The organism is Kitasatospora sp. NBC_00315, assembly GCF_041435095.1.
In the GTDB taxonomy this organism is placed as follows: Bacteria; Actinomycetota; Actinomycetes; order Streptomycetales; family Streptomycetaceae; genus Kitasatospora.
On sequence record NZ_CP108025.1, the window covers coordinates 5399530 to 5412706 of the forward strand.

Sequence of the window (13177 nt, forward strand, 5' to 3'; positions counted from 1 at the left end):
GGGTCCGGTGGGGCGGAGGTGGCCCGGCGGCGTTGCGACGACAGTACCGGGAGTCACCGGTCGAGTACCGCGAGTTCTCGGATGATGTACTGCCAATTCGGTTGATATCGGGCATCATTGCCGAGTTCTGCCATGAAATGCCATGGCTTGCTGTAAGCCGCCCCGTAGCCTGGAGCATCCTCCTCGCGTTGTCCTGATACGCGGAAGCCGGGCCGTCGCGGGCCGCCGCCGAACGGGACGGCGCCCCCACGCTGCCCGGCGGTGACGCTTCCGATCTGACGAGGTGACAGGAGGGCCCCAGATGGCCACCGGAGTGCCGCAGTACCACCACCCGGCCGCCGGACGAGTGCTTTCGGGCACAGTGCCCGCCCTGGTGCCCGAAACCACCGAGGACCGGTCCGTCCGTGCGGGCGGCGCTCCGGTGCGCCGGTCCAGGCCGTCCGAACAGTCCGACCTCCCCGGTTCGCCACCCGCCGCTCCGCCCGCGGCCGCCTGCTACGACACCGTCACCGTCTCCATGCGCCACGGCCTGGAGGCGGTGGACATCCTGCGTCTGCGCCGGGCCTGCGGCGCGGCCCTGCAGAGCGCCACCGGCACCACCGTCTCCTTCCTCGTCCCCGCCGGAACGGCCCTGGGCTGGCATCTGCCCGGCAGCTCCTGTACGGCCGGCGCCGTGGTTCTCCCCGCGGCCGACCCGCGCTGGGTGATGCCCCCGGCGGGAGCCGAGGCGCTCGCCCGCCCCACCGACCCGTGGGTCCTGCGCTCGGCCCTCTGCGAGGCAGCGTGCACGCTGACCGCGGGTGGTCTCGGCCCGTTCTGAACCCTGGCTCCGTTCTGAACTCCGGGCCCGTTCTGAACTCCGGGCCCCCCGGGGGCCGGGGCCTGCCGGGCCCGGGCCCCACCGCTTCCCGGGTCGTGTCGCAGCCGGGGTCCCTTGGAAGCGGTGATGCGTAGCGGTGATGCGTACCGGGCGGGACCGCCCGGTGCCGGCCGCCCGCCTGACCTGCGACTCGCCCGGCTGCGACGGCGATAATGGCCGGCATGGGACGCAGCAGCAGGGCCGCCAAGAACTCCGGCAGGAGCCAGGGGCAGGATGCGACGGAGGACGCCGCGGCCACCGGCGCCGACGGCCGGACGCACGCGCAGGGCCCGCTGGCCCGGCCCGTCGACTCGGGCCTGGCGGAGCTCGTACCGGACCGGGATCGTCCGCAGGCCTGGTCACTGCTGCTCGACGGCGCCCCGCAGTCCATGGTCGACCTCGCCGACCCCACCCACCTGGGCTTCGAGTACCAGCGCCGCCTCGGCCACCTGATCGATCTGGTGGCTCCGGCCGGCCGCCCGCTCACCGTCCTGCACCTCGGCGGCGGCGCCCTCACCCTCGCCCGGTACGTCGCGGCGACCCGTCCGAGATCCCGTCAGCAGGTCGCGGAGATCGACTCCGCGCTCACCGAACTCGTCCGCACCGAAATGCCCTTGGAGCGCGGCTGGCAGATCAAGGTGCGGGGTGCCGACGCACGTGCCGTTCTGGAACGTACACCCGAGGGCGTGGTGGACCTGGTGATCGCGGACGTCTTCTCGGGCGCCCGGGTGCCCGCGCACTGCGCGACCGTCGAGTTCGTCGCGCTGGCCGCCCGCGCGCTGGCCGCCGGTGGCTGGTACGCAGCCAACATCGCCGACGGCTCGGCGCTGCGCTTCGCCCGGGCCCAGGTGGCGACGCTGGCCGCCGTCTTCCCCGAGACCTGCCTGGTCGCCGACCCGGCCGTGCTGCGGGGCAAGCGCTTCGGCAACCTGATCCTGGCCGGCGCCCACCACCCGCTTCCGATCCCGGAACTGACCCGCAAGGTGGCAGGTGACTCCGCTCTCGGCCGGGTCGAGAGCGGTCGGACCCTGACCGACTTCACCGCCGGGGCGGCCCCCGCCACCGACGCCACCGGTGGCCCCTCGCCCGAACCGCCGCCGGGCGTCTTCCACTGAGTCCACCGACGGGGTCCGCTCAGGCTGCTGCGACGCGAAGCGGAGCGACGGGCTGCGGCCCTGCGGCCCTGCGGCCCTGCGGCGGGTCGGCGCCGGCCGGGTCGGGCGGGGCGGGCCGGTCAAGCCGGACGGGTTGTCGGCGGATGCTTCAGTGCCCTCGGGGCAGTCCGCGGTGCTTGTACATCGCCGCGCCGGTGAGCAGCAGACCCGCCGCGATCGGGACCAGCACGGCGGCGCCCGCCCCCGTGCCGGCCGCGGCGACCGGTGCGGCGGCCTCGGCCCGCACGCCCGCCGCCGGTGGGGGCCGCCGCTGTGCGGGGACGAGCGGCGTCCCGGCGTTCACGGCGGCGGGCGCGCGGTCGGCCGCCGACCGGGCTGTCGTCGGTGGCACCGGCAGGGCGTCGGGGGAGGCGGTGCCCGCCGGCACCGGCAGCGCCGGGAGGCCGGACACCTCCGACCTCCCCGACGTACCCGAGCCGCCGCTCCGGCCGGGCGGTTCGGCCTGGTCGGCGCCCTCGACGCCGACGTCCCGGGACGCGCGCGGTTCGCCGTCGTGCGGGGCCGCAGGTGCGGAGGGCTGCAGGACGGAGGCGATCGCGAACGCGTCGGGGACGGCCTTGCCCTGGCCCGGCAGCGGAAGACCACCGGCCCGGATACGGTCCTGCAGCAGGTGGTCGACCGGCGCGGTGGCGGTGGCCGGGTCCTCCAGCGCCGGTACGGCGGCCGTCAGCTCGCCGACCAGGCCGGACGAGGTCTCCGGGGCCGCGCCGCCGGGATCCTGCCGGGGGGTCCGACGGGAGGCGGGCTCCGGCGCGGTCGCCGTCGTGCCCCGGCCGGCGGTCGTCGGACCGGTCGCCGTAGCCGGGCCCGTTGCCGTACCGGTCGTCGGGCCGTTCGGCCGGGCGGTGGTGACGACGGAGTCGGGGCCGCCACCCGAGGCGAGGGCCGCGGCCTGTGCCTGCGTCGCGCTCAGGCCGAGGCTCCAGAGCTGGACGAGCAGTGCCCCGCCCGCCGCTACCGAGCGGGGGCGGGGCAGCCAACCGCGCTCCGGACGGCCACTGTCACGTCGGACGGTGGCCGCGGTCGCGGGACGGGTCGGGTGATTGGCTCGCACGTGAGGGCACAACGAGCGAACGGGAGGTCAGGTCACGCCCCGCCGTCACGGACAGTCATCTCCCGCGGCGAGGCCGGGCCCTGCAGGCCCCGCGCCGAGCCGGTGGCCGCCGGATGCCCGAAGGCCGGTCAGGCGAGTCCGCCGCGCCGGATCACCTCGGAGTACCACCTGGCGCTGGCCTTGGGCGTACGGGCGAGCGTCTCGTAGTCGACGTGGACGGCGCCGAAGCGCTTCTCGTACCCGTAGGCCCACTCGAAGTTGTCCATCAGGGACCACAGGTAGTAGCCGCGGACGTCCGCGCCGGCCTCGATCGCCCTGGCGACCGCGCCGATGTGGTCGTGCAGATAGGCGACCCGGTCGGCGTCGTCGACGGTGCCGTCGGGGCCCACCGCGTCGTCGAAGGCGGCGCCGTTCTCGGTGACGAGCATCGGCAGGCCGGGGTGGGCGCGGTGGACGTCGAGCAGGAGGTCGGTCAGGCCGGTCGCGTCGATCGGCCAGCCCATCGCGGTGACCTCACCGGGCGCGAGGTGGAAGACCACGTCGTCCGCGCCGGGCCAGGGGGAGTGCTCGCTGGCGCCGTGCACCTCGCTGCGGGGGGCGGGCTCGGCGTTCTCCGAGGAGGAGACGACGGTGGGCGTGTAGTAGTTGATCCCCAGGAGGTCGATGGGACGGGAGATCTCGGCGAGGTCCTCGGGGCGGATCAGCGCGTCCCAGTCCACCAGGTGGGCGGTGTCGGCGAGCAGGTCCGCCGGGTAGGAGCCGCGCAGGATCGGGTCGGTGAAGACGCGGTTGCCGACGGCGTCGATCCGACGGGCGGCCTCGGCGTCCGACGCGTCCCCGGTGAGCGGGCGGATCTGGTGGAGGTTGAGCGAGACGGCGATCTGCGCGCTCGCCGGAAGGGCGGAGCGCAGGACCCCGACGGCCAGGCCGTGGCCGAGGTTGAGGTGGTGGGCGGCCTTGAGCGCGTCGGCGGGGGAGGTGCGCCCGGGGGCGTGCACGCCGGAGGCATAGCCGAGGAAAGCGCTGCACCAGGGCTCGTTGAGGGTCGTCCAGGTGCCGATCCGGTCCCCGAGCGCCTCGGCGGCGAGTGCCGCGTAGTCGGCGAAGCGGTAGGAGGTGTCGCGGACCGTCCAGCCGCCGAGGTCCTCCAGGTGCTGCGGGAGGTCCCAGTGGTAGAGCGTGGCGACGGGGGTGATGCCGTGGGAGAGCAGCTCGTCGGTCAGGGCCCGGTAGAAGTCCAGACCGCGCTCGACCGCCGGCCCCCGGCCGGTGGGCTGGATCCGGGGCCAGGAGAGCGAGAAGCGGTAGGACGTCAGGCCGAGGTCGGCCATCATCCGGACGTCGTCGCGGAAGCGGTGGAAGTGGTCGACCGCGATGTCCCCGGTGTCCCCGTTGACGACCTTGCCGGGGGTGTGGCTGAAGACGTCCCAGATGGACGGGGTCCGACCGCCCTCGGCGACGCCCCCCTCGATCTGGTAGGCGGCGGTGGCGGCGCCCCAGGCGAAGCCGGCCGGGAAGGCGGTGCCCGGCGTGGCCGCCCGAGGAGCCGCGATGAGTCCGGAGGTGGTCTGTGCGGGTACGACAGTCATGCGGGAGCGCTCCCATATGAGGTTCGAAAGTAACGGATTGACGTACAGGGGCGGTGCGGGCGCTTGGGCGAAGGCGCCGGAACTGCCGCCCGGGGGCATGCCCGGACGGCAGGCTTCTGACCACACCGGCCGCGAACCCGCAGCTGATGCGCTTGGTGCTGTTCCTAGGTGGGATTGCCCACTAGAGTGTGGGAGCGCTCCCATCGTGCATGCCGAAAGGTTCCTTTGTCGTAGGGGCGAGTGTCAAGACACGAGGTCGGATCCGAGCGGGGCGGCCCTCGGGGCCGCGGTCCGGCACCGGCCGGTCCGGCTGCCCGCCCCGGGGCCGGGGCCAACCGAAACCGCAGGCTGCGGTACCGGAGACCGCCCGGGTGGATCCCCACGCACGGAAACCGGACACAATGAGCAGGACTGAACAGCAACCGGGCGACGAAGCCCGGCCGAGGATGATCTCTCCACGAGGTGAGCGATGAGCCAGACCGCACAGCGCCCCACCGGGCCGGGCGACTCCGGGGCGAGTGGGCGCGGCTCGGCACGCCCGACCCTGGAGGAGGTGGCCGCGCTCGCCGGGGTCGGTCGCGGCACCGTGTCCCGGGTGATCAACGGCTCGCCCCGGGTCAGCGACCGGGCGCGGGAGGCCGTCCAGACCGCGATCACCGAACTGGGCTACGTCCCGAACCGGGCCGCCCGCACCCTGGTCACCTCGCGGACGGACTCGATCGCACTGATCGTCCCCGAGGCCGAGACCCGGCTCTTCTCCGAGCCGTACTTCTCGGACATCATCAGCGGCGTCGCCGCCGAGCTCTCCGAGACCGACATGCAGCTGCTGCTGATCCTGGTCCGCAACCGGCGTGAGCGGGATCGACTTTCGGCCTATCTGACGGCCGGACGGGTCGACGGCGTCCTGCTCGTCGCCGTGCACCAGGACGACCCGTTGCCCGGTCTGCTGGAGAGCCTGGAGATCCCCTCGGTGCTGGCCGGCCGCCGGGGCGACCAGGAACCGCTCAGCTACGTCCACGCCGACAACGCGGGCGGCGCGCGGATGGCGGTGCGGCACCTGCTGCGGCGCGGTTGCGAGCAGGTCGCGACCATCACCGGTCCGCTCGACATGGAGGTCGCCCGGGCCCGGCTCGGCGGCTACCGGACCGCGCTGGAGGAGGCCGGCCGCCCGTACGACGAGGATCTGGTCATGCTCGCCGACTTCACCGAGGAGGGCGGACGGCTGGCGATGCGTGAGCTCCTGGAGCGCCGCCCCGGACTGGACGCGGTCTTCTGCGCCTCCGACGTGATGGCGGCCGGTGCCATGCAGGAGCTGCGTGCGGCCGGCCGGCGGGTGCCGGACCAGGTCGCGGTGATCGGGTTCGACGACTCGATCGTGGCCCGGCACACCGACCCGCCGATGACGAGTGTCCGCCAGCCCATCGAGGAGATGGGACGCACGCTGGCCAGGTTGCTGCTCGACGAGATCACGGAGCGGGGGCGGGCACGGCGGCAGGTGGTGTTGGCCACCGAGCTGGTGGTGCGGGACTCGGCCTGACGGGCTGCTCCCGCTCCCGCTCCCGCCACTGCCGGAGGCGGGAGCGGGGGTGAGGCCACCTCGGGAGGGCGTGTGCCGGTCCTGGTGGACCGGCACACGCCCTCCCGTGTGTCGGCGGCTGCTCGCGCCGTCCCGGTCGGGTGATTCCCGCCGGCGACCGCACCGGCCGCACTGCTCGCCGCCGGAGCGCTTCGCCGCGCCCCCGGTGCGGTCGCCGCGCTGTCGGGTTGCGTGGTTCCCGCCGCTCGGGGCGACAGCGACCGTGCGTCAGGAGTTGGGGCGCAGGGTCCACACCACCGTCATGACGCCGGTCACGGCGCCGTCGGCCCGGGTGATCTCGACCGTGACGGGGAACTCGGGGCGCTCGCCCTTGTCCAGCTCGGCGAGGATGTCGGCGGCCGGGCGGCCGAGGACGGCCGTCGCCGTGACCGCGCCCATCGCGAGCTTCTTGTAGGCGATCTCCGCGCTCACCGCGAGCGGCACGGCACGCGACAGCTGGTCGGAGAACGCGCCCAGCACGATGCAGCCGCTGGCCGACTCGGCGAGGGTGAACATCGCGCCGGCATGCGGGCCGCCGACGTGGTTGTGGTAGTCGGGCTGGTCCGGCAGCCGAAGTACGGCGCGCTCGGGGGTGGTCTCCAGGTATTCGAGCTTGAGGGTGCGCGCCATCGGCACGGTGGAGTCGAGGAGCTGGCCGATCGAAGGTGTGGTCATGCCGTCATGTTACTAATGGGTAGCTTCGTGGGGCAGTCCAGGGTCCGGCCCGGCTGTCGACCGCCGCGGGATGCCGGGCATGGCGTGCCGGACGTGGTGTGCCGGACGTGGTGTTCGGGCCGTGGTGCGGGACACGGTGTGATCCGGGAGTCGCGCGCCGGCGGTCGCGCGCCGGCGGATGTCGGATGTCGGGCGCCGTGGCCGGGTGGCGGTGGCGGCCCGTGATCGGCGACGGGACGCCGACTGCGGGCAGCCGGTCACGGGCGCTCGGCGGCTCGGGGCGGATCGGCTCGGGGCGGATCGGCTCGGGTTGGCCGGGGCCGGGTGGCCGGCTCGGGATGGCCGGGGCCGAGGCGGGCTCGCGCAGTGCGCGGCTTCCGCCGGTTCCGTGGCGGAACGACAGAAACGCATGAGGGCCCGACCTCAAGAAGAGATCGGGCCCTCATGTTCTGGGGTGAGTGACGGGACTTGAACCCGCGGCCACCTGGACCACAACCAGGTGCTCTACCAACTGAGCTACACCCACCATCTGTCCGGGGCGTTCCCGCTCCGACAGGAAGAACTCTACAGGATCCGGAAGGGTGCTCGCGCCAGGGTTTCGAGCGCACCCCGGGCCCGCCCGAGCGGTGCCGGTTGCGCGGGTGGACGCCGCCGGCGACTGTCCCTCGCGCAACCGGTCATTCGGTGGGCAGCTGGTACTTGGCCGCGATCGCCCGCGCGGTGTCGGTGTCGGGCCCGGGCTGCTCGACGAACACCGCCTCGCGGTAGTAGCGCAGTTCGGCGATGCTCTCGCGGATGTCGGCGAGAGCGCGGTGGCTGCCGCCCTTCTGCGGGCTGTTGTAGTAGGCCCGGGGGAACCAGCGCCGGGACAGCTCCTTGATCGAGGAGACGTCCACGATCCGGTAGTGGAGGTGCCCTTCGAGCGCGGGCATGTCCCGAGCCAGGAAGCCCCGGTCGGTGGCCACCGAGTTCCCGCAGAGCGGGGTCCTGCCGGCCTCCGGCACGTGCTCGCGGATGTACGCGAGCACCAGTGCCTCGGCCTCGGCCAGGGTCACCCCGTTCTCCAGCTCGTCCAGCAGACCGGAGGAGGTGTGCATGGTGCGCACCACCTCCGGCATGTTCGCCACGGCCTCGGCGGGCGGGCGGATGATGACGTCGACGCCATCGCCGAGGATGTTCAGCTCGGAGTCCGTCACCAGCGCCGCGACCTCCACCAGGGCGTCCCGGTCGAGGTCGAGCCCGGTCATTTCACAGTCGATCCATACCAAGCGGTCATTCACGTCACTCACCCTACGGCGCGATCACGCGCCGCGGGCATCGGAGAGCCGGTCCGGGACGTGGCGCCGCCGATCTCGTCGTCGGGCGGCGAGGCCGGCGAGGGCACGCGGTCGGTCGTCGGGCCGCGGTCCTCGGCGTTGTGATCGTTGATGCCGTGATCGTCGTCGGCACGGCTCGTTCGCCCGAGGCGCCCGTCGGCGGGGCGGCCGGGCGAGGGGTGACCGGGCGAGGGGTGACCCGCGCCGGAGTGGCTGCCGGTGCCCGGAGCCGGCGTCGCCGGGATTCCCGGCGCGCCGGAGCCGCCCTGGGCACGGGTCGTCCCGCGATCCGGTGCGGACCGGTCGGACGACGCGCGCTCCGCCGGCCCGCGACCCGCTCGGTGGCCCTGGCCCGCTCCCTGCCCGCGGGCGCCCGGCTGGGGCTGGCCGTCCTCGGTCGGGGCGTGCTCGACCGTCCGGGCAGTCCGCGGACCCGCGGGACCGGCCTGGGAGGGCACCAGCGGCCTGCCGCCGCCGCGGCCGGACGCGGGTTGCGCCGGATGGGGCTGGTACGGCTGGCGGGTGTGCTGCCCCTGGTGCGGGCCCGGGGGCGCGCTCTGCTGGGCGCCAGCATGGGCCTGATGGCCCGTGGCGCCCGGTCCGGAGGCATGGCTCTGCCCGGCCGTGCCGCCCGCGGCCGCCGAGTGCCCGGGGGCACCTTGGCCACCCTGGCCGCCAGGTCCGCTCTGGCCCGGCTGCCAGCCCTGCCCGAACTGGCCGGACGCCGCGAACTGGCCCGAGGGCCCGCCCGGTGAGCCGGGGAAGCGCTCGGTCGGCTGCGGCGCGGTCTGCGCCGCTCCCGCCGTCCCGGGGCGCCGGGCCCGGTAGCTCGTCCGGTAGGCCGCGGGGGAGACGCCCAGCTGGCGACGGAAGTGGCCGCGCAGCGCCACCGGTGAGCGGAAGCCGCACCGACGCGCGACGTCGTCCACCGACAGCTCCGAGGTCTCCAGCAGGCGCTGGGCCTGCAGCACCCGCTGAGTGATCAGCCACTGCAGTGGTGCGCTGCCGGTGAGGGTCCGGAACCGGCGGTCGAAGGTGCGCCGGCTCATGTAGGCACGCGCCGCCAGCACCTCGACGTCGAACTGCTGGTTGAGGTTCTCCAGCGCCCAGGTGACCACCTCGGCGAGCGGATCGTTGCCGATCTCTTCAGGTAAAGACTGGTCGATGTACTGGGCCTGTCCGCCGCCGCTGCGCCGACTGGGCACCACCAGGCGGCGGGCCAGCGCGTTGGCGGCCTCGGCGCCGTGGTCGCTGCGGACGACGTGCAGGCAGAGGTCGATCCCGGCGGCGGTGCCGGCCGAGGTGAGCACGTCGCCGTCGTCCACGAAGAGTTCGCGGGGGTCGACGTGCACGCGCGGGTAGCGCTTGGCCAGAGTCGGCGCGTACATCCAGTGGGTGGTGGCCGGTCGGCCGTCGAGCAGGCCGGCCGCGGCGAGGACGAAGGCGCCGGTGCACAGGCCGATGATGCGTGCGCCCTCGTGGTGCGCCTTGCGCAGGGCGGCGATGGCCTCCACGGGCGGCGGCTGCGAGATCGAGCGCCAGGCCGGAACGACGATGGTGCCGGCCCGGGAGAGCGCCTCCAGGCCGTACGGGGCCGTCAGCGTGAGACCGCCGGTGGTGGGGAGGGGACCGTCCTCCCCGGCGCAGACCAGCAGACGGTAGCGGGGCACCCCGGCGTCCTGCCGGTCGACGCCGAAGACGGAGAGCGGGATCGAGCTCTCGAAGATCGGTGCGCCCCCGAAGATCAGTACGGCCACTGTTTCGCGGCGCCGGCGCCCGGAGAGCTTGCGCGGCGACCCCGAGAGCGCGGGGGCCGACGTCGTCGCCGTGCTCGAAGCCGGTGTGGCCGACAGGGCGCCGGCGGCTGCCTGGCCGGCCACCGAGAGGCCCGACGCCGGCGGGCCGGTCACCGCCGCGGCGGCTGCCATCGCCGCCGCTGTCATCGGGCCTGACGGACCACCGGTCACCGCTGCGCCGGCTCCGGCGGACGAGCCCGCGGGAACACCGGCGAAGGGGCCGGAGGTCTGACCGTGGCCCTGCGTCGAGGTGGGACCGGACGGTGCGGAGCGGCCGGAGGGTTGAACCGCGGTCCGGAACGCCGTGGCGAGCGAGTGAGCTGCGACCTGCGCCACCGTCAGCGCCTGTCCGCCGTGGCCGGATCGGCCCGGTGTGGCTCGAAGGGCCTCGGTGGCCTCACGGTCGCGCGGTGCCTGTTCGGCGGCGCGCGAGGCGGCTCCTGAGAGGGAGGCGGCAGTGGAGGCTGAGGTGTCGTTCTTTCTAGACACCTGATCCATGCGACCGGCCACGGCCTGGCCGTTGTCAGGACCTGCGTCGCTCCTGCTCACCCTGCTCAAGGCGCTCAAGCCCCCTCGGTGGTGTGGTGTGGTGCTGCGGCACTGCTGGCCAAGATCGAATCTACTGGGTGGACCGTTGCTGTTGTGACAAGTTCACCATTCGACGCTATGTCGACATGGCAATTTGGCGTGATGCATTCGATCACGAAGCGTGGCACCCGTCGACCCTTCTGGGAAGGGGGCAGGTTCAACGGTGGCTTGTTGTCGCAGGGCCCGTCCACGGGCGTCGCGCCTCGCTGGACCCGGTCGGCGGGTCTGGGCTGCGACTTTGCCCAAGCCGGATGCTCCCGCACGAGATTGACCGAAAATCGGCGGTCTGCGCGAGGGGCGCGCGTTGAAGGAACGTGCGCCCACCACACCCCTTCTGGGCAGCGCCGGCAGCCCGGAGGTCCTCGCCGCGCCGCCCGGCTATGGTCCACTCGTGGAGATGCGCAGCCGCCTCGAACAGGCCAACGACAACGCCGCCGGCTTCTGGCTCGCCCAGGCCCGGGTGCACGGCTGGGAGCAGCTTCGGCGTCCGGGCTTCACCGCTGTCCGGTGCGCGCGGGACAGCGCTGACGCCCATCGTGTGGTGGTGACCCGGCCGTACGGGGAAGCGGGTCTTCTGGAAGCCGAGTTGGACGAGCTTCTGCGGACGTGGGGAACGACACAGCTGTGCCTGGAGGATCCCTATGGGCACCTCGACCTCTCCCGTTTCGGCTGTGTCCACGGGTTGGCCATGGCGGTGATGACCCGACCGGGTGTCATCCCATCCGGCGGGGAGCGAGCCGGTCGGGTCGCCGGCCTGAGCGGGCTCCCCTCGTACGGGGTGGAACTGACAGTAAGTGAGGTGTTGGACGCCGGCGAGCTGGCCGCGATGGAGCGGACCGTCGTCGAGGGGTTTCCGATTCCCGCACGTCAACCGTGGGTCAGTGGTGGGATGCTACCCCTGGGCCTGCTGGGCGAGACGGGGCTGCGGGCTTGGCTGGCCCGGGTGGCCGGCCGGCCCGCCGGCGGCTGCCTGACGTACGACGACGGTGACACGGTGGGCGTCTACTGGGTCACCACTCTGGCCGAGCACCGCTCCAGAGGTGTCGCCCGGGCGCTGCTGGAGACGGCGTTGGCAGCGCAGCCGGACAGGCCGGCGACGCTGGTCGCCACCCTGCTCGGCGAGCCGCTCTACCGGAAGCTCGGCTTCGTCGAGCAGGGACTGACCCGTTGGTGGGGCTATCCGGCGGCGCCCGGGGCGAGGTAGTCGACGACGGGTTCACGGAGGGGCGGCACGCCGGCTGCCGTGGACGGAGCGGTGGATGATCCAGGCAGCTGGTACGGGCCGGTGAGCTGAGTCGCTCGGGAGATCGCTGAAAGCTTGGCCGACGGGCCCGACGGGCCCGACGGGCCCGTCGGAGCCGTCGGAGCCGTCGGACCTGTTGGGCCTGTTGGAGCCACGGCAGCAGTTGCACCGGTCGGAGCGGGCTGGACGGCCGAATCCGCGGAGCTGATGGGGCTGACGGAGCTGATGGACGCCGAGCGCGGCGCCAGGCTCGATGCGGGCACGGCGAAGTGGGTGCGTAGCCTCGGCTTGGGGGTGTGCGCCTCCAGTGGAGTCTGGGCGGGTACGGGCCCGGCCATCTCCGGCGAAGCGCCGGCATACAGGTTTCGGACAACCGGGGTGCCGTCCGCGCACGGCGCCTCGACTGCGTCCGGAATCCCCTCCGGGTCGGGGTCGGGGGCAGCGGATGTCCTGTTGATGGTCGGCGGGAGCGCACGTTCGCTGGCGGATGCCGTCGGCCGGCGGGAAGGGCCCCCGCTGCGGGCACCGGCGCGTGGAGTCGGCGCGTTGCGCGCCGACAGGACCAGGCCGATGGCCTCGGTCAGTCCGGCGGCGCTGAGTGTGGGGCGGTATCCAGGCTCGGACCAGGGGCGGCCGTGGTGCAGCCACACGCTGCGCAGCCCGGTGAGTTCGGCGCCCGCGATGTCGGCGGGGGCGTAGTCGCCGATCATCCAGGTGTTCGCCGTCCAGTCACCGGTGGGTGCCACGCCGCAACGCCGGGCTGCGATCTCGAAGATCAGGGGATCCGGTTTGATGCACTCGGCCTCCTCGGAGATGACCCAACCGTCCACCAGCGACCCGAGGCCGGTGCGTCGGATCTTCTCCAGCTGTGGCCGGGTGCCGCCGTTGCTGACGATGCCGAGCGTCCAGCCGGCGCTCCGGGCCGCCCGAAGGGCGTCGATGTGACGTGTGGGGCAGCTGATGTGGGAGTTGATGCCGCGTCGATAGTGGGCCAACAGATAGTCGAAGGAGTGGTCGAGCCCGTAGCGGCGCCGGGCCGCCGACAGTACGGTGCTGCGCGGTACGTAGCCGCCGCCGTCGATGGTGACGAGCCAGTCGATTTCGGTGAGTGGAAGGCCGAGTTCGGTCAGAAAGTCCTGGGCCCAGGCACGGAAGGCCGCGTCCCGCGGCAGCAGGGTGTTGTCGAGGTCGAGCAGGAGCAGCGGCATGGCCAGCATGCTGCCAGCGCCATTGGATATGCACCTGGCAATTGCCAATCGACGTCCCGAACCCGATCGAAATGGCTGAAACGGATGCATTGGGTGCG

General features: G+C 73.5%; 9 protein-coding genes, 1 tRNA gene and 1 pseudogene. 4 read left to right on the forward strand and 7 right to left on the reverse strand.

Features of this window, described 5'->3' with window-relative positions; genetic code table 11:
* The first annotated feature begins 301 nt into the window (after positions 1 to 301).
* Both OG823_RS22465 and OG823_RS22470 read left to right on the forward strand, forming a co-directional pair.
* On the forward strand, positions 302 to 820 hold the full coding sequence (locus tag OG823_RS22465; RefSeq protein ID WP_371481408.1) for a hypothetical protein: 519 nt from the start codon (positions 302 to 304) through the stop codon (positions 818 to 820).
* 212 nt (positions 821 to 1032) lie between these two features.
* The gene (locus OG823_RS22470) at positions 1033 to 1974 is read left to right on the forward strand and encodes a spermidine synthase (RefSeq protein ID WP_371481409.1); all 942 of its coding nucleotides are present in this window, start codon (positions 1033 to 1035) and stop codon (positions 1972 to 1974) included.
* A 148-nt stretch (positions 1975 to 2122) separates the two neighbouring features.
* Here the strand turns inward: OG823_RS22470 and OG823_RS22475 are convergent, their stop codons facing one another.
* Both OG823_RS22475 and OG823_RS22480 read right to left on the reverse strand, forming a co-directional pair.
* Positions 2123 to 3088 (reverse strand): hypothetical protein, encoded by a 966-nt coding sequence (locus OG823_RS22475; RefSeq protein ID WP_371481410.1) that lies wholly within the window; start codon positions 3086 to 3088, stop codon positions 2123 to 2125.
* Between the two features lie 128 nt (positions 3089 to 3216).
* Positions 3217 to 4677, reverse strand: a complete 1461-nt coding sequence (locus OG823_RS22480) for a GH1 family beta-glucosidase (RefSeq protein WP_371481411.1) — start codon at positions 4675 to 4677, stop codon at positions 3217 to 3219.
* Between the two features lie 469 nt (positions 4678 to 5146).
* Between OG823_RS22480 and OG823_RS22485 the strand changes: the two genes are divergently transcribed.
* Complete coding sequence (locus tag OG823_RS22485; RefSeq protein WP_371481412.1) at positions 5147 to 6214, forward strand: LacI family DNA-binding transcriptional regulator; 1068 nt, start codon at positions 5147 to 5149, stop codon at positions 6212 to 6214.
* A gap of 267 nt (positions 6215 to 6481) precedes the next feature.
* Here the strand turns inward: OG823_RS22485 and OG823_RS22490 are convergent, their stop codons facing one another.
* The 4 genes and pseudogenes from OG823_RS22490 to OG823_RS22505 all read right to left on the reverse strand — a co-directional run.
* A complete protein-coding gene (locus OG823_RS22490) occupies positions 6482 to 6928 on the reverse strand; it encodes a DUF4442 domain-containing protein (RefSeq protein WP_371481413.1) in 447 nt (148 codons plus the stop codon).
* 450 nt (positions 6929 to 7378) lie between these two features.
* Positions 7379 to 7454: transfer RNA gene (locus tag OG823_RS22495), tRNA-His, on the reverse strand.
* A 151-nt stretch (positions 7455 to 7605) separates the two neighbouring features.
* On the reverse strand, positions 7606 to 8208 hold the full coding sequence (orn, locus tag OG823_RS22500; protein ID WP_371481414.1) for an oligoribonuclease: 603 nt from the start codon (positions 8206 to 8208) through the stop codon (positions 7606 to 7608).
* An 836-nt stretch (positions 8209 to 9044) separates the two neighbouring features.
* A pseudogene (locus OG823_RS22505) lies at positions 9045 to 10097 on the reverse strand (helix-turn-helix domain-containing protein); the annotation flags it as partial.
* A gap of 928 nt (positions 10098 to 11025) precedes the next feature.
* Here OG823_RS22505 and OG823_RS22510 point away from each other — a divergent pair.
* Positions 11026 to 11832 carry a GNAT family N-acetyltransferase gene (locus OG823_RS22510; RefSeq protein ID WP_371484610.1) on the forward strand — a complete coding sequence of 269 codons (807 nt, stop codon included), beginning with the start codon at positions 11026 to 11028 and terminating at the stop codon, positions 11830 to 11832.
* Here OG823_RS22510 and OG823_RS22515 read toward each other — a convergent pair.
* Positions 11805 to 13169, reverse strand: a complete 1365-nt coding sequence (locus OG823_RS22515; protein WP_371481415.1) for an HAD family hydrolase — start codon at positions 13167 to 13169, stop codon at positions 11805 to 11807. The genes OG823_RS22510 and OG823_RS22515 overlap by 28 nt on opposite strands.
* Between the last annotated feature and the right edge of the window lie 8 nt (positions 13170 to 13177).